The following is a 20,003-nucleotide window of genomic DNA, read 5'->3' as shown; positions in this document are numbered from 1 at the left end:
GCCAACTACTGGAACCCGCTTACATCGAGGTGGGAGCCAACTTTGTATATGCCAGCGCACATCCTAGGGAGCTTCGCCTTTGGATGCTTAGCTGGGGCTGTAAGGGAGGCCTCAGACATCTATGCTTCGGCTTCGCTGCATGGAGGCATAATGACTGCCTACACGTTCCTATCCTATTATGCAAACGAATTGATCCTGAACACAAGCTTATTCACCAGCTGGTTCATCTTCTTCTTCCTCCTGTCCTTCTTCTTTCAAGAATCCGAGAGCATAAAGCTCAGAGCTGCTGGGCTGTGGACAGTGGAGAACCCAGCAAAAGCCCCCACTGCAAGGAGCTCTCGAGATTGTTGAGAGGTGGTTTTGATGCTTAGCATGAACAAACAGTGGAAGCCCATAAAAAGCTATTTACTGAGAAACAGCAACCATTTGCAATCTCTAGTACCATTCAGGTTTTGTCCTGCTTACTAGGGTGAAGCTCTTGAGGATCTTGGTTACTGGAGGTACTGGTTTCATTGGTCACAGTGTGGCTCGTTACCTTGTTAAGAGAGGATACGATGTCGTAGTCTTGATACCATGGAGAGATCGAGTGCTTTCGCTTTGAGGAGGCTCGAGGAGCTCGGGGTGCCTATCGTAAGAGCTGATGTAAGAAAATATGATGGCTATGACGGCATCGACATGGTTATCCATGCTGCAGCTTACGTGAGTGTCGAAGAATCAATTAGAGATCCCATCAAGTACCTCGAGAACAATGTCTTGGGTACTGCTAAAGTCAGCTATGAGTGTGGGAAGAGGGGTATAAAGCTAGTGTACCTAAGCTCGGCAGCAGTCTATGGGGAGCCTCAGAAGCTACCCATAGGTGAGGACCATCCAACGAGACCTCTATCGCCCTACGGGTTGAGCAAGCTTCAGGGAGAGGAAGTGCTGAAGGTCTTCGCATCTACATACGGCTTAAAGTACATAATTCTGAGGCTATTCAATGTGTACGGACCTGGTCAGAGCTCCTCGTACGCCGGTGTCGTAACGGTCTTCTTGGAGAAAGCCTCAAGGGGGGAGCCGCTAGTAATATATGGCGACGGAGCTCAGACTAGGGACTTCGTATATATCGAGGATGTGGCTGAAGTGATCGAGAGCATTGCTAGGGAGGAGGCTTTAAACAACGAGGTCTTCAACATTGGCTCTGGGAAGCCTACGACAATTGAGGATCTCGCTAAAACCATCATGAAGCTATTGGGCAGAGAGCTACCGATAGTGCGTATGCCACAAAGACCTGGAGACATAACACATAGCGTAGCTGACATCAGCAAGATAGTAGGGCTTACTCAATTCAAGCCAACACCTCTCGAAGAAGGGCTTAAGAAGACCTTAAGCGAGCTAAAAACATACAGTACCCCAGAGCCCCGGTTCTAGGTTAATCAGAAGTCGGGAGAATACTAACAGCACCAAACTTTCTGCCTTTCGAATAAAAGACAGTGTAGATGTTAAAAAACGAAGTTAAACTTTGCATAGGACATTCCAAAACCACCCAAATCTGCAGAGACTAAACACCAGTTCAGCCTATCTTAGCCAGCAGGACATAGACTATCAAGACATAAATAAGGAAACAAGAGTATAAGACGTGATGAGGTTGCGATAATGAAGAAGACAAAAGAAGATGGTGCGGAGGTATGCTTGATTGTGTTAAGAGAATCGATCAACGAGGTTGTAGGATATTAGTATGCACAGTTAAGCTATACTCGGTAAAGACCTCCTACACCCCTCCTAAATTCGAGGTTCAGTAACGTTAAACCAGTTATGTAATCTTTAAAGTTATCTACATGTTTCCGCATTCTCGTACTATACAAACCTATTTTGTGGATAGTCTAAAAAGGGTTTCTCGGTAGGCTCGATACAAAATCTCCCATTATACGAATCTGCTGACATTAATGTATTTGAGGCTCTGCTTTAATGACATAGTTGAACTATGGTTTATTTGCGCTTGCTACCTAGTTATCTTCTTTGTAAAAACGCAGACTCTATTTTTGTGTTTCACTACTCGGTCATCAATATGTTTTTCTTTTGATTCTCCAGATCAGCTGTTGCATTGTTCTCTTTCTCGTAGCGAGTCTTAGTATGTTTACAGTTGTTGCTCTGAAATTCGAGTCTTCTATGAATTTTCTCGCTAGGATCTCCATCGACTGTATCGATGCGAGTTTTATTGGTGTCTCTACTAGACCCCTCTCTATTTGCTCGTTGAGCCATAGAGTTGTTTCTACTGCTTCTTCAGCTCTAAGTTCTCTTGCTAAGCCTAACGCTTTACTGTTGAGCCACTCCCTCGCTACGTAGTAGTCCGACAGGAGGTACATGTGCTCCTTATATACAGCGTGAGCTAATGTGGCTATAGCTTCAGCCTCAACGGTCAGCGCTCTCGCCTCCACACCAACAGGATCTATCTCGATAGTCTCGACCTCCTCTAGTAAGCGCTCACCGTCTAAGTACACGATCCAAGCGAACGAAGGATGTGTATATAAGTCCACTATTGCTTTACCTCTAACCATAGTCACGGTATAGGGCTCTAGAACCTCTACTCTAAAGCCTATATCAGCCAACGCTTTAACGGCTTTCAAAAGATGCTCATAGCGCACTAAGACGTCTATATCTACCGAGACATGTTCTATCGGCTTCCTAAACTTGTAGAGTGCGTAGTCTAAGCCTTGTAGAGCCTTAGTTATTCTAACAACTTCAGTCATGTAGCGCCTATAGAGGCTCTCCTCCACGACCCTGAGGAGGCCCTCGTAACCCACTCTCTTTAGGAAACCAAGTAGGACCTTGTTGAGTTTAGCTAACTCAGTCAACTTCTCTATACTGCCGCCCGCAATTTTGCCTGAATCTATGCTCTCCACGAGCTTCAAGGTCTTCGTAGGCACTTCAGTAACTCACCTAGAGACTCCATAGGAGTTCTACTAGTTGTGTCTATAGTATGGCTAGCGTAGTACTTAGCCAAGACGCCGTAGCAAGCAACCTCCTTAGCCAAGAAGGATGGTGGTATATCAACTACACGTCTATGTAGAGTAGCAGGATCAGCCTTAACGTAGACGTTCTTCTCCTTTGCTACCACCCTAGCGAGGAACCTTCCAATAAAGCTGCTAATGAATCTAGGGTAATCAAGAGTTACAATAATCCATACCACGAAGTCCAGCAAGCCACGATCACCGATCACTGGGTGAAGTAATGAGAAAAGCCTTCTAAAAAGATAGTGTGGCAAAAGCGAAAAGAACTCTACTAGAACCCACAGGGGTCTGAGCTTCGAAGGGACAACGATCCTATAGTAGGGATTCCCATACCCCCTAAACGACGTGAAGCGCGAGAAAAATCTTGCAAGAACTGAAGCAAACAGATGAGTGCCCCTAAACCACGAAATATAAGCATAAACACCCTGCGAATACAAGTAGCTCCTTAAAAGTCTAGCCAGAGTGCTTTTACCGGAACCATCTGGACCAAAGAAGTTCGCTAGTAGCATTTTTATCAACATCTAACAATACGTTGAGAAAGAACTTTAAAAATCCTCTTCCCATTTTTCCATTATTTCTAAAAAATTATTTAACTTCCTTCAACATCAGCTTAGAGAAAACTTAATCAATGCTAGTTTACCCTACACCATAAGCTATTGTGAATATGGCTAACCTTATCGTCAGAGAAATCAACCTCATGCTCCAGCTTGTAATTCATGAGAAATTCTCTACAACTAGATGGATGTAGCCAAGGTACATTAGATACGCTTTATAAACGACTTCTATAGAGAAAAGTAACTGTATATTCTATTACTTCATAACATAGTTAAGTATATAGAAAAGCGAAGTTATTGTAAGTAACGTTAACACGACCCCTAAAATTAGACGCAACAAATGATGATAGTAGGTTGGATTAATTGCTCCAAAAATTCTACGGAGTATTTGCCTTACACCAAATATTGGAATTACGATTAAGATGTAAGAAGTAATAGAGGCTTTCATCATGTCTATTAGTTGATGTTCGACTGGTGTTACTTTGAAGAACATCAGTAATGTAATAAACGATATAATCAATATAACCATTCTTTGAGTAATCTTGTTCCTCGATATTACCAATTCACTATAATTAACAGTAGAGTATATTGTATAAGGAATAACTAATGTCGATATAACTAAAGTTGTGATATAATCATAGAGTTGGTTAAGAGTAATAACGTTAAACAGAATCAACATGTAGACATATTTTATGACCCTTAACAAGTAAAAAGTAACAACTCTTATAGTTGCTCCGTGAAGTGAATGTATAATTGATATAGATATTGCTAATGCCGTAAAAAAGATCGAGGGATAAAATAAGGGATACATAAACATTAAGACCAGGGTTAAATATGTTACATAAAGTAAGATAGTGTAAGCGACTATGCGTTTTGATCTTTGAAAATAGTAGATAGGTCTTAGCCGATAAAACGACTTATCAAGATATGCCTTAAAGCCGTGAGGATTGCTGTAATCAACTAGGTCGTTTATTATATAAACTATAACATAGAATATATGTAAAAGAGCTGGGATGGATATTATGAAAAGTAGCCTATCATGTCGTTGTTCCAACATTAAATCCATTATGGCTCTATAACCTAGTATGAGAATTCCGTCGATGATGTTAGCAAGTAGGGCATCTACTCTGTACACGATTAAGTTTGATGCAAGTACTATTCTTTCAGTGGTTACTCTAAATCTATAAGTCACTTGGAAACCCTCACGACAGTTATTTTCTTGTTAAGGGTGTAGAATGCTGGCTCAGGATCATCATCAATTACGATTATGTTATCAAATTGTTTCGAAAGAATTTTTACTATTCCACCCTTCCTCCTGTATAGGTCGAAAAAAGAATGAAATCTTTCATTATTATAGATAGTTTTACTGGCTATTACAAGGTCAAAGCCTAATTCCTTAAAGTTATTAGCAATAAAATCTAAAGAGGCCGTTAATAATACCTTTGCTTTATATGCCTCCGTTTGTAAAAGATTTAAAACATCACCACTACAGTATTTGCTCCAATTTTTCTTGATCATTTCATAGTATATTTTAGCATAGCACTCCAACTCTCTCTTTTTACGCCCTTTGATGCATATCATTATCATCATTAATTTGTAAAAGTCTCTCTTGAAAATCTTGTTCAAGAGGAGGAGCGGTTTAAAATATCTTGAAAATACAGCATACCTCAAAGGGCACAGAATTTCCATAAATTCAAATGTAGTGTTCGTTTTTACAAGCGTGTTATCTAAGTCAATTATCAGGGCCTCACTTATTCGCGACATAAAGTAGACCTCAGCAGACTCTCTAATCTACTCGTAGAGGGTCTTCTGAATTATCGATTTCGATGATTTTGAAAATTTTCGAAATCAAGGCTTTGGAATATCTGATTAACTGAGTGTATTTTAGATGATGATCTATCTTGATCATTAAAGTAGCCGCCGGGTACCCACGTGCACTCCATCTTTCCAGTAGCATCCTATCATCCTTAACGTCTAAATAGATTATTTTTAAATTGTAGTACCGCTGAAGTTTTTTCATGAGCGCTACAATGAATGACTCAAGAAGAATGTTCCTACCAAATACTTCGAAGTAACTTGCTAGCATGTTAATAATTCCCTCGTCAACTATTATCACTTTTTTATTTACGCAATTAAAAATGGTTCTTACATAAAAGGACAACATGACGCTCAGAACTTCTAGAAGCGTAAGCGCTAACATGACTGGCTTAGGAAGTCTACGAACTCTTAAAATAAAAAGGGTTGATGGGTGAATATGAACTTTATCATGTACTTTAACTACCTTTAGACCATAAGCCAGTATAGCTGTGAGCTTGAAGAATAAGTATGAGAAGAGCGGAAAGGAAACAAGCGAGTTATAGCATACACTATATCCTCTGGACGATAAAAAATAGAATAAGTTGCGAGAAAAAGTGGTTTTACCCACACCAACGGGCCCGCTAACAAAGATAATTTCGTTTCTTTGCAACTTCAAAGTTTTGACAAATAAATCACATATCAACTCATTTAGTGAAGAGTGGTGTGGCTCTTTTAATGCTCTACCAGAACCGCTAAACATTATAGAGTTATAGGATACTGGCCGATAGTCGTGAAGGTGAACCAAAAACCCTCCTCTCAAGTCTTTTCGCAACCGTTATCAGTGGATAGCAGTATCTAGGGATATATACGACGTCGGAACTGTTGATAAGCTTACGAAACCAACGCTTCCTAGCAAGTATCGAACAGTTGAGCCAAAGTCTATGCTTATCCCTCACGCTCAAAAGGCTTGTATAAACATAGCGAACACCACTAAGCTTTTCAGGCTCTCTAGCACCATGAACAACTGCTAACTTAAACCCTACATCCCGAAGAAGCTTAGTTATGAGGTAAGAAGCCAATACGCCAACTATACCGTCAGGCCACCAACGCTCAGAGATTACTGAGATATTCATAATTTCATAATGCAGATATTCCTCTTGTTGTCTCTCTATCTAATGGTGTGACGAGTTTTACATTAATTAACGCACATATGTACATTTCGTGATGAATTTCGTGATTTTTGAATTATCCCTTAGGATTGAGATCTATGGAAACTTCATCTAAATATCTCGCGATATAGTGGAATTCTCTGGTGTTACGAAAATACCTAAAGTACTCAATAATGTCCTCACGAGTAAAGCCAAATGATTTTGGGTCTACCATAGTTTTATAAGTCAAAAAATCAACTAGAAGAGCGTTCGTCAATATATGAGAGAAGCCTTCTGTTTTATTCAGCTTCACGTATATGAGGATAGGAAGGTGTAACATTAGGTTTAAGGCAATCTTGACAATATTATTCTTGTGAACATGCCAGTGTTCTCTTATAAGCTTTCTTGGTGTAAGCCTATACGCCAATGCTCTATCCTTAAGCAGAGAAACCCTTCTATGCATAAAGTGCAGTATTGATCTAGAATACCTTCTCTCTCAAAACCTCTGCAACCTTAAATCAGAAGCAATTTTAATAGGCAGAGATATCGCAACATTATTATGAAAGATCCTTGCCAGTAGTTCAATATCTTCACCGTAATTTAAGTCTTTATATCCACCAATCCTTAAAAGAAGTTCACGTGGACAGATTAAATGAACACCAGGATTTGCAAGTATTAGGCACTTATAGACCTTAAGTTCCCGATATTTTAAAATAATCTTCGCTAATTTATCAGCATCTATGCGAATATCCAGGTCTATGGGAATCACATATTTACCTCTTGCTAATCGTAATGCTAATTGCCGCCCAAGACCTCGAGACGACCTTAGCCTTACAACCAAGAACCTCTTGAGATTACGAGTATTCATCGCCTTATTTTTAAATCCAGCAGTTTTTCATAAGTTCCATCATGCGAAAAATTGTCAACGATTACTATTTCAAAGTCTAAATTAGGGAGTTTCTCAATAATTTCAATAACGCTCTGTAAGGATACTGATACGGTATCTACTGAGTTATACACGGTTGCTATAAACGAAACATCAACCATGTTTTGCTACCGGTACAGCGTAGATATAGAGAACATTTTCTTCCCTCATATCAGGCAATAGCTTGATTTCATACCCATACCGATTCAGCGTTTCCATCAGGCGAGCAATATTTAATGGAAAGACTTCCACTACTAACCGGGGTTTATACTTGTGTAAAGTTTCTATTGAGCCTTCAAGCACCTGCAACTCAGCACCTTCTACATCAATTTTTATTAGATCTATCCTTCTGAGTTTTAGACGTTTAACTATATAGTCGAGAGATAAACCTAACATTTCAATAGATTTTCCCATCCAAGGTTTAGATAGTATCGAATGAGAATCAGAGCTCCTACTTAAGTATAACCTAAGTTTTTGTCTGCTATTATAGGCCGCTGCATTTACACAAATTACTTTTTGTTCCAACATATTTTTGTGAACTGCTTTCTTTAAATAATAGAAATTTAATGGATGAGGTTCTATAGCAATTACCAGCACTCCTTTACGTGCAGCCAACAAAGTATACTTACCTATATGAGCACCTATATCTATGAAAACGGAGTCTTTGCCTAATGAACTAATAATTCTAAAAACGTTAGGTTCAATTACATGAGTGACTATAAATAAACCAGTTAGATCAGGTATGTAGAACTTATTTAAGCCTACACAAATACAGGCTCCGCGTACAACGTAATCGCCTAGTAACCTTAAGGCTCTTAAAGGAAAAATGTTTGAACCACAAAACTTTAACAGCAGATGGTAAAAAGCGTTTATTGTTATTCCAATACTTATTCTGAGAGCGCTCATGAGATCGCAGGCTATTGAGTATTTCAGCTTCATAGGTTTCACGGTTCTATCGTTTAGTACTTAATCAAGAGGTACTTAAATGATGCTATATCCTTCAAATTGAATTTGTAAGGGGGTATCCTGCCAAGCATATAGATGTTTGTCGATAAGTAATTAAGATGCGGGTCCAATGTTACAGCTGCTTTAAACCCGCTAGACTTGACGACTTCAATAACTAAGTCATTATATATTCCGAAAGGATATGCAAACGTGTATATGCCTTTATATAATGTCCTCACAAAATCAAGTGATTCCTTAACTTCCTCGGTGAGTCTATCGTTGTTAAGGATCGATAGATTTACATGCCAAAGTCCGTGACCGCCAACCTCAAATCCGTAATCCACCATATCTTTAATTTCATTCAAATCCAGCATAATGGTGCTGTAGAGGTCTTCAGGAACCTTTATGTCAAGAGTTTCTGAGAGTGTGTTAACTAGGCCTCTCAGTTCATGAACATCCATCGCCCGCACAACGCTTTCTATCCATGACTTCAGACAACTTGCCTGCGTTTCATGTAGTATCCACGAGTTCCCCCTAATTTGGGTTATTAGTTCAGTTAACTTGTGCAGTTTTCCTTCCTTTTCTGCCCTACTAATGATGTAGTATAACTGTTCCCACCATGGAGCAACCCTATGTCTGATGAATCCTGCAGTTAAGTATAGAGTCGCCTTGATATGATGCTTTCTAAGTATTGGATATGCATATTTATAGACACCCTTGTAGCCATCATCAAAGGTTATAACAGCTATTTTCTCTCTGGGGTTCTCAGCCAAAATACTCAACGCTTCTCCTAAACTAGTTACTATGTAACCACTTCCGAGAAGGAATAGAATCTGTTTCTCTATAAGGGCTGGTATGATAGGTTCCTCGAAAGTTTGAACGTATGAATTATGATGACCTACGTTATGGTAGGCTATCACTACAAGATTGGGGGATTTCAATTTTATAGCTAAATCTAGAAGTTTTACCCTATCCAGGATTAGCAGAACCCTGCTAAGCCTTAGCATACCTTATAAACCACTCTAGCGTTTTTAGATAGGCTTTATATTCGCATCGAGCCGCAGCTTCATGAGTAAATCTCCTGGAAAAGATTCTAGCTCTTCTACCCAGTTCCTCCCTTAGGCCTTCATTTAACAGAAGAGCGTGGATTGCCCTAGTCATTTCTTCGCTACTTTGAGCCGTGATAACGTAATCACCTAAGAGATGTGCGTAGGGAGAGTTAAAGACTACGGCCGGAAGACCTACAGCCAAGGCTTCAAGTAGGCTTATAGAGAAAACATCTACTCGTGAGGGATACACGAACACTTTGGCTCTAGATAACAGTTTATATTTTTCAATACCTGAAATAAAACCTGTGAATACGAAATTTCTTAAAACATCAAGTTCCTTAGCATATTTTAAGAACCTCTCTTTAAGCACTTCATCGCTGAATTCCCCTATTACCATGACCTTAGCATCAATACCAACGTGCTTTAACATATAGACAACACGTATTAAATCTAAGATTCCTTTTCCCCAGGTTATTCTGGCCATGTATGCTAGGTCGAACTCTTTTTTTTGGGTCTCCTTCAATACCTGATCTATGAGCTCGTATTCTAGTCCAACAGGTATATCAAGCAACGAATAGGACTTTAGGTTGATGCCTCTCGAGCTGAGAGTTTGAGGTACTGCATCAGAAACCACGTGAACGAGTGTTTTATTCAGAAGGTTAATAGATACTAAAGTACGTGTCATAGTTGTTACTGATAAGCGGTAACGGAAAGGATCTAGCCATAGGTAAGATTGAATGATCGCTGTCCAAGGTATTTTAAGTATCTTGTGGATTACGTAAGCTGCTTGAACGTACTTAGAGTGCTCACTTTGCGAAATCACTAAATCGTATACACCTCTTTTCAGCATTTTCAATTTCGAAAGTAGTAAGTTGAACAGGTATTGTTCATTTTCCATGATTTTAGAAAAACCCCTGACTGTAACGACTCTATAGCCTAGTCCCTCAAGCTCATGTATTATATTGTTGGGAGTGTTGTCAACTATTAATGTGCTATCCTTAATGAGTTTTCCCTTGATTAGCTCCCTTAAGACATAGTAGTTTCTAACTTGCCCACCAGTTCCCAACGGATTAGGCGATGTTATGAGGAGAAGTTTAAGCATAGTAAACCCTCACATCAACTCAGCGAGCAATTCTGAGGTTATCTTAGTGAAGCCCTTCATTACCAAGTAAGAGCTTAATAAGGCTTTTTACAGTATTAAGGTAGAAGTTTTTACAAACGTATTCTCTAGCCTCATTACACATAGAGGTGTAAGCTTCTTTATCAAACTTCCAGAGTATGTACATCTTTCGCAGAGCTTCAACCCATTTATCTACTTCATAGCTCTTAACTCGAAAACCTGTGGCGCCTTCTTTTACTGTCAACTGAAAAGAAGGCAGATTAGATGATATTACCGGTGTACCGCAAGCTTGAGCCTCCACAGCGACAAGCCCGAAAGGTTCTTCTCTGCTCGGCATCATCAATACGTTTGATTCACTGTACAACTTAACTAATTCCCTGTCGGCTATAAATCCCTTGTACTCCACTAAACCATTCTCAACATACTTTAGGACTTCTCCCTCCCACGACCCTCCATACGAGGCGATGACAAACTTAACCTCGGGAAAATCTTTTTTAAAGTGTTCAGCTACTTTCAAGAAAATGTCTATTCCCTTCTTAAACTCCAGGGCACCCACAAACAGTACTTGGAAATCATCTTGTCTCTTAACCACTACAGGCTTGAACACTTCACAATTAACAAAATTAGGCAAGTAAACTACCCTAATCTCTGTTAATCGCCTTAGCTGAATTAGGTCAACTGGGTTCACTACGTGAATGGTTTTTACTATGCGTATCCGTCCCAGGATTCTGAGTATAGATTCAGCATAGTGTAACCTTTTCCCATGCGGACTAACGTGAAGTCCGATGATTAAATCTCTCTTTCCCATGATAAATGCTAATGTAGAAAAAAGAATGCCGAAAAAGATGTCGCCAGCAACGTATATCCTCTGATGTTTACTTACCAGCTTAAATAGTTTAAACAGGGAAACTGGTATTCTTCTAATAATTTTAAAGTTTGTTTTAACAGTTCTAATTCTATAATACTCTATTTCAAGCTTAACTAACTCATTTTGCACTAATTCTAAGCGATCGGGTCTTAATTCCTCTTGGCTAGATAATACTACTATCGCTACTGGAGAGAATTTCTTAACTAGTCTAGCTACCTCTATAATCCACCTTTCCCTTCCTCCATACACAGTTAAGTCTGATCCCGAAACCAGTAGTACTCTGATCAAGCTCACGCTTTCTCGTTTATTTGCTTGACTAAGCTGATAATTTTCAAGGTCAGGGTGTAATTTAGTTTTGGTGAGAAATATCGTGCGTATGCTTTCTTTACTATCTCTCGAAACTCCTCACGTACACCACTTTCCCTAATTAGTTTCTTAACGTTTTCTTCATAATTTCTAGCATTATGTGCCACGATGACTGAGCCAGCAAGTTCTGGATGTAATGTTAATGCTAACGGGTTTGTTATCACCGGAGTGTTCAACGCTATTGCTTCAAGCAGTCTGTTTGATATACTTCTAAAGCTTACATATGTTATTGCCGCAATGCTGTTCTGATATAAGTACTTCAATGTGTCGTCAGTAAATCCTCTTCCTAAAAAAATAAGGTTTTTTGGGATTTTATCACGTAAGTATGTGAAAACTTTTGCAAATTCTTCACTTGTACTGCCCCCTATGAGAAAATTAATTTGAGGTACTTTCTTGGCTAAATAATAGAATAGTAAGGCAGAGGGCTTTGCTTCAACTTTCAGGTATGCTCCTCTTTTGCTTAGTACAGTCATGCCAATAATATATGGTTCAGAGTCCTTAACCAACTCAACCAAATTATGATCTAACCTTCCGCTAGGACTGAAGCCTGCGGGAGGATTAATCTTAACTATTGGCTTAAGTTTGTTCAGACCGAGATTTCGAAGGGAATAGTACATAACGTCATCTGTTACCATAGTTCCATTAGCGAGTAAGACTTCAGTAAGATTTAAGGCTAGGCTTGGCATGAAAAGTATTAAGTCTCCGTATGCTCCATACTTTAGATTGTTTATTAGCTTCAGTGCTCTAATGCTCCAGAACCTTGCAATAAGCGGTACCTTTAATCTTCTAGAAGCTTTGTATGCTAACATGTAAGGTTTTCTGGGCAAGGCAATTATTGACTCTATCTCAAAGTCTAACAATAATCTAGCTAGGAGAGTCTCGTAGGTGAGGGCGCCTCGCAGTTTTATCATAGGCACTTTAACAATGTTACCATCGACCTCGAGCACTTCTTCATAAACTACCTGATCACCAGCACTCCCATCTAAAAGTACGACTAAGGGATCCAAACCTTGAGACTTCAGTGAGGCTACATAACCTAGCTCGTGCCGAGAGCGCAAGCTCCCATCATATATGAGAGCCAACCTCATCTTTTCTTCACCGTTCATAAAGTATCTGCTGAAAATCGTTCAGCTTGTTTTCTAAAAATACATATTAACTTGTCGATTTGATGCCACCCAGCAGGTAATGTCTTTTTTCGATGATCGTCGTCAAAATCCTATATGGAATTTTTAGGGCTATGTTTCTAGCATACTGATCACGAAACAACACATATGGAAGTATGCAAACTACACCCTTCATCCCATATTTTGTAAATACTTTAATTAAGCCGTGCCTAATGTATGTCTCAATGACTCTATGAATAAGATTTGTGCAGAAAATTTGACTTGAAGTTTCTATCTGAACTCCTTGTACCCTAATGAACCCATCTGCTATTGCTTCATTGATAAGATTTAATCCCTTCTCCGAGTACACGTTAATCAGAGAAAAACCCTTGCTGTCTATTTTAATGATGCTAGGTATCCACGCATCCCCAAATACTATATCAGCACCAAGTCCCTCATGATTTGTGCATATATTGCATCCAAATTGTCCACTAAGGTTTGTAGAAGCCAGTGAATTCCACAGACTTAAACGGCGCTTCAAAACCCCATCTTCATGAGCTGAGGCTTCATAGATGAGGGGTATTTTAAAAATCCCACGCCTACTTAGAATGAAAATTCCACCAGGCCAACCAAAACCTCTTGAGGAAACAGCCTTAACCTCCTCTCTTTTTAATCCAACGAGGCTTAAAATATAATCTAGATACCAATATGCAAAGACGCTATGGCATTTCAATGCGAAGAGAAATGCTATGCTATCTTCTTTTAAGATGTGATTTTCAATTAAATTGTTGATAAAATTAATTTGACAGGGTAAAGCCACAATAACATACCTTCCGTTCATCTTCTTGAGCTGTTTTATAAGCTCAAGGCTATATGTTGAAAAGTATATAGAGCCCTGGGCCATCAAAACCTCATCGACGCTCCTTGCAATAAAAGCCTCCGGCTTTACTCCTCTCATCCGAACAACAAGCGCTCCATCGACTACCTTTTTCTCCAGCAGATACTTAAGAAGCGCTGTGACAACACCACCAGAAGCTCCTCTGTAACGTACCTTTTCATTTAATGCCCAAGCTAAGAATGTTTTATGTACATGGGATATAGAGGATCTAGAGGTGCGATTCAATAGGTAATTAATTGCAGGGCAATTTCTTACACAAAGGTAGCATTTTATGCATTTCTCCCCGTCTATTGTAACCGAGAAGTAGCCATTGTTAACACTAGGAGATATAGCATTGACTGGGCAGAGAGCTATACACCCGCCACATCCTACACATAATGATTTCATAAATGAAAATATGTTTGTTGAAGACATATAACTAAGACATTTAATTATTCAAGAGTTCTTTAAGATATATACCAGGTAATTCAGCTAGGTTCCTTATTAGATGATTCCTTTCAATTATGGTTTTCCTTATTGTGGATTGAGAATCAGCGATTTCCTTAATCATACTAGCAATCGTAGTGAAGAAGTGAGTGGGCCTTAAGGTGAGATCTTCTATCCCAACAAAGTAACGTTCCAAGCTATAGTGTCCTAAGATATCCATGAACTTCAGATCACTCCTACGGTTTATCATTATGGTTGGTGTTCCACTAGCCAAAGCAAGTATTCCAGCATGAGATCTAGAAGTAACTACAAGCCTAATTTTTTGGAATATCAGCTTTACTGCATGAGGGTGCATCTCGCTTACATCTAATAAAGTACATTTATTGTGGTTTAGTCGGCGAGTGAGAGGCTTAACAAGTTTAAGATCCTTTACTTCTGTAGGAACTATGTAGATGTGATCGAAGAATTTTAACATTACATCAACGATGTTTACTATAGTATCTTGAGTTAAAATGGGATGCGGTACCAATGCAGCGCTATCTCGCTCAATCTCGATTTCACATTTACAATTCTTTTCATGGTTAAGTAGAAATGAGGGATCAGCGGATGTTAAAATTTTGCGATGAGGTATTTTTAATTTTTGCAGTAACCACTTCGTTGTATATTGGCCTCTGGTGAAGATCATGTCTGCTTTCATAAGGGCTTTCCTAATAAAAGTGCCAGATCTATTTCCTAAATGAGCGCCCGTCGTTAATGAAATTGGAAACAAAATGAGGGGGCGCTTATTCAAAAGTTTAGGAATAATAAGCGAATAACAAAAGAGTATGTTCGCGCTTTCAAATGGAAAAGATAAAGTCACATTAACATCTGCCTCTTTTATATAATCAGCCACGGATTTTCTTCTATTCAGGAAGCTCATTAACATAGTGAGTAAGAAATTAGAGAAATATGGATGTGAATGATAATATAGGAATCTTAACATTTTAAAAAGCAAATCATCTAGGTCCTCTCCGACAATATCCAACGGATGCCGTACTATGATATCAGATAGTTCAGTGAACACGTTTTTCCCAGTCCACGGAGATCTTACTCCTTCATAATACCATCTAGGTGGAAAAGCTAAAGCTATCACACTATCTGGTAAATGCTTCCTGATTAGCATAAGTGAGGAGATATAGATGCTTTCGTCTCCTTTATTGCCTATAGGTGGGAGAATTCCAATAGTATATACTAAAGGATTAGCTTTAAACGATGATGTCACCCTAGTATTTACACCTTTATTCATCTGTTTAATAGCGCGGGCAAGACTAAGGTTTCTCTAGGAGTTGCAAATATAGCGTCATAATGTCCTAGATATTCCTTGAGAACCTTGAGTAAATTTTCCGTTTTCGATAAGGCAAACTTGCGAGCATTCATTAATGTATCAATACCAAGTTTTAGGACTTTAACATTGTTAAGGTTGTTATCGCTTACTATTTTAAATTTTCCTGAGGATATTTTGTTGCCAGAACCTACAAATATTACGCCGACATTGCCCAGTAATCTAGGCGAAGCAATAAAGCCTAGCTCATGCCTAGAAAATGTGTCGGGTCCACCTATATAGAGAAACTTCATAGGTCAAACACGTACATGAATATATTTAACATTTTACTAGCGAGTTTTCCTCGTTTCACACCACATCTTTCGAAATAAATAATTGTGACCATGTCTATCAACTAGCTTAAATCCTAGAGCTTTAAGGTTTTATATGCCGTCATGCCGCGTTTTGATAATTCTATGAAGAGGTTTCTAGTTTTCTTAAGCGTATCCAGCACCCCTAGGAGGGATTCAGTTATATACCCTTCTATGTCAATTTTTAGAAGATTTATTTGGCTTACACCAAGCTTTCTTAAAATACTGTCTAAGGAGCCCACCTTAACCTTAATTTCTAAGTGTTCTTCAGATCTCTGCTTTAACGAGGCTGTCGAGAAAGAGATGTAGTGGTTTTTAATAAGTACAAACATTAATAGCTGATCTTCAAACATTCCTACTGCTTTATTAACTAAAACTGCATTACTGCAATCGTTTAATTCAACATTAACCACGAAAACAGCGAAATTAGATGGATGGGGTTCTATTCTTACATCTAAATCTACTGATTTACATACCATCATGGTGCAGGTTCCTATATATTCTCCAACATCTACTTGAACGCCTTTTGCTAGAGGCTTAAACCATTTCTCAAGCTCATACCTTTCAGCAACAGCTGTAGCGTATATGTCCGGGCTCCTAGCTCTTGCAAAGAATAAAAATCCATCCCAAGTTTTGACAATTTTATTTCGACTTATATGGTACTCTAATGGACCTTTCCTTTCATCCAGCCGAAGCAAAATAGCCTTGTAGAGTTCAAAGTAGTCATTGATGCTAAGCATCTTGATATTAACTGTATAACCTAGAAATTTAGCTAAGAGAGAACCTTCACTTGATCTCGATTCATGCATTCTCGTAACCCTGAAGCTTATTTGCTAATTAACTGGTCTTCTAACACTTGCGGGTGTTAGAAGCATTATTGATCTAAGCATCCTCCATACTAATGACACTGCCGAGTAGGCTAAGGACGCGTGTAAAGCTTTTGAATTCCAGTACTCTCTTAAGGTATCGATGTAAAGAGTTAAGCATGCAATGAAAGAGAATAATGCTATAAATTGTATGACTTGATGAGGTATACTAAGTATGCTAGAGATGGAGAGGATAGTAATGAGAAGTGCCATAAGCAAAAGTGTAGCTGAGTAAGCGTACCATTTTATCTTATCGATAAGCGGTAGGCTTGAAACATACTTTTTATATGCATATCTGTATGAAGAGCTCTTAATAGAGCTAATAGCAACAAATGCTTCTCTTAAAAAACCTAATAACCTCTTTCTCACCCTAACTTGGTGTTGAGAAAAATGCTGGGCTCTCTTCTTTCCTTTCCACATTTTTTCGTCGGTGACGTGCAGAACCTTCTCGAAGCCGATGATTAAAGCTTCGTAGCCTCTGCTTTTAGCTCTCGCATAGTACTCTGTATCCTCAGCTATGGTGAACGGTGGCCCAAGTGTTTCATCGTAAAAACCTATTTTATGGATAATCTCTCTCTTAATAAGAGCGCAGCTGGTTATTGCTGATGCACGCGTTACTCTATCCTCCCTTATTAGCCTTACCCATCTATCTAAAGTACTCTCATGGTATGTTAAGTGAAGAGGCATAACGGCAGCAACATTTTGCGGTGAATTGCTTAGAAATTTAAGAAGGTTTGCTAGCGTAGATTTATTTATCATTACTACATCATGGTCAAGTATTAAGATGTATCTTCCGGTAGAAGCTTTCATCCCATCATTTCTAGCCTTTGAAACACCATAGTTTCTATCGTGGGCAATTAATCTTGTATTATAAAATAGTGAGCTATACTTTTCTAAGAAGTCTCTAACTATCTTTAGAGTTTGATCCTTTGAACCGCCGTCAACTATTATCAATTCTACGCTTGATAAAGGTATATCTTGTTTTACTATAGCATCTAAAACATCCGAAATAGTATCTTCAGAATTAAATGTTGTTAACACTATGGATATTAGAAATTGATTCATGAGGCTAAGACCTTCACCAAACCCGAATCCCATATAATACTGAATGTAGAATATTCTTGACCTCCTTCAATGTAATCGAATGGACCTCTGCCTACGAAATCCCAGTAGGATCTGGCTTTAATAACTCCACTCAATATCAGCTTATCTACAATTAGTCCCGACTCTCCCATATTCCTAATGAATTCACTTTGCTGCTCGATGTATAGCTTCATATTTGAAGTTCCTTGAAAACGGTCAACAACAAAGGTGGGATCTAGTTTTTCAAACAGAGAGCTTGATATTTCGAACATTGTTCTATCACTGATTTTAGCAGACATATAGAAAGGATATTGATCTGGCATGAAGTTGGGGGAAAGCATCGTCAGGATTGCTGCGATCGTAATTAAAGCCTTAAGAGTGGGAGAAATGTTTCTAATTTCACCATAAAATAGGATAACGAGAGAAAAAAGAGAAGCAAAAGGTACCATAATATACCTGGATTGGCCGCCTAGAGCTGCGAGCAGACTTGACAAACCTGTAAATCCCGTGAAGAGTATTATCGAGAGACCTAGCCATCTGGGAGTAATGGGTCGATCTTTAAGCATGAGGAGTGAGATGACAATTGCAATTCCCCCAATGATTCCTAAGGATGCTGAGAATGAAGCTAAGGGGATCTTCGGCATCTCAAAATACCCTACGTTTCTAAACGCTATTATGCTTTCTCTTTCCGAAACTTGAAAAATTCCGTTTATGACGTTGTTCCAGATACCAGCTATACCATATATTGTGGCTGTATACATTGTTTTAATAAGCCATAGAATCGAAGCCGATAAAAAGAACAAGAAATCATGCATCCCCAGAAGACCATTGACATACTTAGCGAACAAGCAGATTGCGACAAATATCAGTACCGAGAGAGAAAAAGGATGCGCGAGTAACGAAGTAATGAATAGAACATTTAAGGTTATTAAGCTAGTTTTTGAGCGATTTTGATCTGAGAGTAAGAACAGAATTAAAGAAGCCAAGGCTAAAGCTACTGCTATATTTGTCGGAGTTGCATAGGCGCCAGGAAGAAAAGCGTAGGGATATATAGTCAGAATAGCTGGAATCAATGGTAACAGATGATTGATGGAAAGCTTACTCTTTACATAAGCATAAACCAAAATGTATAGGAAAAGCCCTGACATAAACGAGATGAGGAAAGATTCAAGCGGGCTAAACGGGTCATTATTACCACCGACCCTTAAAAGAATCACCTTAATTATAGAATCTACTGGAGCTAAGTCGTACCAGCCAGCGTGCATAGAGTATCGGAAGTAGCTGTTGTAATAGATATTCAAGGTATCGGATGAAGTTTCTTCAGCATCAACTCCTCTGATGATCCATCTAGCAGAGACAATAAATATGATGGTTATTGCACTTAGATGCACTAGAAATCTTTTAGCGAATTCTGTTCTCTTATCATGTGTAGAAGTGTTCCAAAGCATAGAAAGAGCGAGGGAAAGAATCAACTGAGCAATTAAAGCCAAAACTACTTGAAAATTATAGTAATACCCATTCATGTAAGAAACAATAAAGGCTAATAATGAGAAAAAGCTATTGAAGCCGAGTGAGAAAAGAACTAAGAGAAAGGACAGCTGTTTCTTGTTCACTTTATGAGGTAAAGGATTGGGCTTCTTTAAAAATTCAGCAATAATAGTAAAAATGAGAAAGAATGCCATGACATATAAAAGCCATAGTGCTGTAGGCAAATTAGCTAACCCAAGCACTGAATCAATGCTTCTTAAAAGAGATTCCAACATGTAATTCATAATCGCCATCTCTTTCCAGATCAGTTCTATTTCTCTCTACATAACATACATAACTTCACCAGAACACTTTGCCGAAACATAATCTACTACGGCACGTTAAAGCACATATTTCTGTGTAACACATTGTAAATGATAAGGCATTTAAACCTACAATGTTGAGGCAATGTTAGGGGTTGTATATAGAAGCTTTCTCGCTTTTAATACTCTGCTGACCTCACTCATTGTGTATCCAACGTAGTAGGGGTTTAAGTGCTCTAGAACTTCCGTGAACACTGCACAGCCCATGCTGTCATCAGCTAAGTTCAGTCTATCTTTCTCTAAGTCCGCTTTAATTGTCTTCAAGCCGCAGGCGGAGGCTATGGTAGAGTACTCTTCTGGATCGTAGTCTACAGCAACTACTCTATACCCCATGCGGGCTAACGCAC

The 20,003-nt window shown here is 38.8% G+C and carries 21 protein-coding genes; 3 read left to right on the top strand and 18 right to left on the bottom strand.

Translation table 11 applies throughout. The features are described from left to right. From QXV08_RS08335 to QXV08_RS08325, 3 genes are all read left to right on the top strand, one after another. Positions 1-351 (top strand): hypothetical protein (locus tag QXV08_RS08335; protein WP_342821490.1); only part of this gene is annotated, 351 nt, incomplete at its 5' end. A gap of 127 nt (positions 352-478) precedes the next feature. Then, complete coding sequence (locus QXV08_RS08330; protein WP_342821489.1) at positions 479-601, top strand: NAD-dependent epimerase/dehydratase family protein; 123 nt, start codon at positions 479-481, stop codon at positions 599-601. A gap of 20 nt (positions 602-621) precedes the next feature. Then, positions 622-1,407 (top strand): NAD-dependent epimerase/dehydratase family protein, encoded by a 786-nt coding sequence (locus QXV08_RS08325; protein WP_342821488.1) that lies wholly within the window; start codon positions 622-624, stop codon positions 1,405-1,407. A gap of 632 nt (positions 1,408-2,039) precedes the next feature. Here the strand turns inward: QXV08_RS08325 and QXV08_RS08320 are convergent. The 18 genes from QXV08_RS08320 to QXV08_RS08235 all read right to left on the bottom strand — a co-directional run. Continuing rightward, entirely contained in the window at positions 2,040-2,903 is an 864-nt protein-coding gene (locus QXV08_RS08320; protein ID WP_342821487.1) for a hypothetical protein, read from the bottom strand. Next, positions 2,885-3,508 carry a thymidylate kinase gene (locus QXV08_RS08315; RefSeq protein ID WP_342821486.1) on the bottom strand — a complete coding sequence of 208 codons (624 nt, stop codon included), beginning with the start codon at positions 3,506-3,508 and terminating at the stop codon, positions 2,885-2,887. Before QXV08_RS08315 ends, QXV08_RS08320 begins: the two co-directional genes overlap by 19 nt. A 1,221-nt stretch (positions 3,509-4,729) precedes the next feature. Beyond that, positions 4,730-5,305, bottom strand: a complete 576-nt coding sequence (locus tag QXV08_RS08310; RefSeq protein WP_342821485.1) for a haloacid dehalogenase-like hydrolase — start codon at positions 5,303-5,305, stop codon at positions 4,730-4,732. Positions 5,306-5,327: 22 nt separating this feature from the next. Continuing rightward, the gene (locus QXV08_RS08305) at positions 5,328-6,143 is read right to left on the bottom strand and encodes a hypothetical protein (RefSeq protein WP_342821484.1); all 816 of its coding nucleotides are present in this window, start codon (positions 6,141-6,143) and stop codon (positions 5,328-5,330) included. Between the two features lie 839 nt (positions 6,144-6,982). Beyond that, positions 6,983-7,255: a hypothetical protein gene (locus tag QXV08_RS08300; RefSeq protein ID WP_342821483.1), complete on the bottom strand. Its 273-nt coding sequence runs from the start codon at positions 7,253-7,255 to the stop codon at positions 6,983-6,985. Between the two features lie 95 nt (positions 7,256-7,350). Then, positions 7,351-7,533 carry a glycosyltransferase gene (locus QXV08_RS08295; protein WP_342821482.1) on the bottom strand — a complete coding sequence of 61 codons (183 nt, stop codon included), beginning with the start codon at positions 7,531-7,533 and terminating at the stop codon, positions 7,351-7,353. Beyond that, the gene (locus tag QXV08_RS08290; protein WP_342821481.1) at positions 7,526-8,350 is read right to left on the bottom strand and encodes an FkbM family methyltransferase; all 825 of its coding nucleotides are present in this window, start codon (positions 8,348-8,350) and stop codon (positions 7,526-7,528) included. Before QXV08_RS08290 ends, QXV08_RS08295 begins: the two co-directional genes overlap by 8 nt. A gap of 20 nt (positions 8,351-8,370) precedes the next feature. Beyond that, positions 8,371-9,363 (bottom strand): polysaccharide deacetylase family protein, encoded by a 993-nt coding sequence (locus tag QXV08_RS08285; RefSeq protein ID WP_342821480.1) that lies wholly within the window; start codon positions 9,361-9,363, stop codon positions 8,371-8,373. Beyond that, positions 9,350-10,507: a glycosyltransferase family 4 protein gene (locus tag QXV08_RS08280; protein WP_342821479.1), complete on the bottom strand. Its 1,158-nt coding sequence runs from the start codon at positions 10,505-10,507 to the stop codon at positions 9,350-9,352. Before QXV08_RS08280 ends, QXV08_RS08285 begins: the two co-directional genes overlap by 14 nt. A 43-nt stretch (positions 10,508-10,550) precedes the next feature. Further along, positions 10,551-11,681 carry a glycosyltransferase family 4 protein gene (locus QXV08_RS08275; protein ID WP_342821478.1) on the bottom strand — a complete coding sequence of 377 codons (1,131 nt, stop codon included), beginning with the start codon at positions 11,679-11,681 and terminating at the stop codon, positions 10,551-10,553. A 2-nt stretch (positions 11,682-11,683) separates the two neighbouring features. Further along, positions 11,684-12,766: a glycosyltransferase gene (locus QXV08_RS08270; protein ID WP_342821477.1), complete on the bottom strand. Its 1,083-nt coding sequence runs from the start codon at positions 12,764-12,766 to the stop codon at positions 11,684-11,686. A gap of 145 nt (positions 12,767-12,911) precedes the next feature. Then, positions 12,912-14,174: a coenzyme F420 hydrogenase/dehydrogenase beta subunit N-terminal domain-containing protein gene (locus QXV08_RS08265; protein ID WP_342821476.1), complete on the bottom strand. Its 1,263-nt coding sequence runs from the start codon at positions 14,172-14,174 to the stop codon at positions 12,912-12,914. 13 nt (positions 14,175-14,187) lie between these two features. Next, positions 14,188-15,447: a polysaccharide pyruvyl transferase family protein gene (locus tag QXV08_RS08260; RefSeq protein ID WP_342821475.1), complete on the bottom strand. Its 1,260-nt coding sequence runs from the start codon at positions 15,445-15,447 to the stop codon at positions 14,188-14,190. Positions 15,448-15,467: 20 nt separating this feature from the next. Then, complete coding sequence (locus QXV08_RS08255; protein ID WP_342821474.1) at positions 15,468-15,800, bottom strand: hypothetical protein; 333 nt, start codon at positions 15,798-15,800, stop codon at positions 15,468-15,470. 113 nt (positions 15,801-15,913) lie between these two features. Then, complete coding sequence (locus tag QXV08_RS08250; RefSeq protein WP_342821473.1) at positions 15,914-16,666, bottom strand: FkbM family methyltransferase; 753 nt, start codon at positions 16,664-16,666, stop codon at positions 15,914-15,916. Between the two features lie 24 nt (positions 16,667-16,690). Then, positions 16,691-17,788, bottom strand: coding sequence for a glycosyltransferase (locus tag QXV08_RS08245; protein ID WP_342821472.1), 1,098 nt, complete (start codon positions 17,786-17,788; stop codon positions 16,691-16,693). Next, a complete protein-coding gene (locus QXV08_RS08240; RefSeq protein ID WP_342821471.1) occupies positions 17,785-19,578 on the bottom strand; it encodes a hypothetical protein in 1,794 nt (597 codons plus the stop codon). The genes QXV08_RS08245 and QXV08_RS08240 overlap by 4 nt, the downstream gene beginning before the upstream one ends. Before the next feature lie 147 nt (positions 19,579-19,725). Next, a partial coding sequence (locus QXV08_RS08235) for a methyltransferase domain-containing protein (protein ID WP_342821470.1) occupies positions 19,726-20,003 on the bottom strand: 278 nt, incomplete at its 5' end.

This window comes from Desulfurococcus sp. (assembly GCF_038881575.1).
In the GTDB taxonomy this organism is placed as follows: domain Archaea; phylum Thermoproteota; class Thermoprotei_A; order Sulfolobales; family Desulfurococcaceae; genus Desulfurococcus.
The sequence above is the reverse complement of the archived record's forward strand: the minus strand, read 5'-3'. Positions and strand labels throughout refer to the sequence as shown.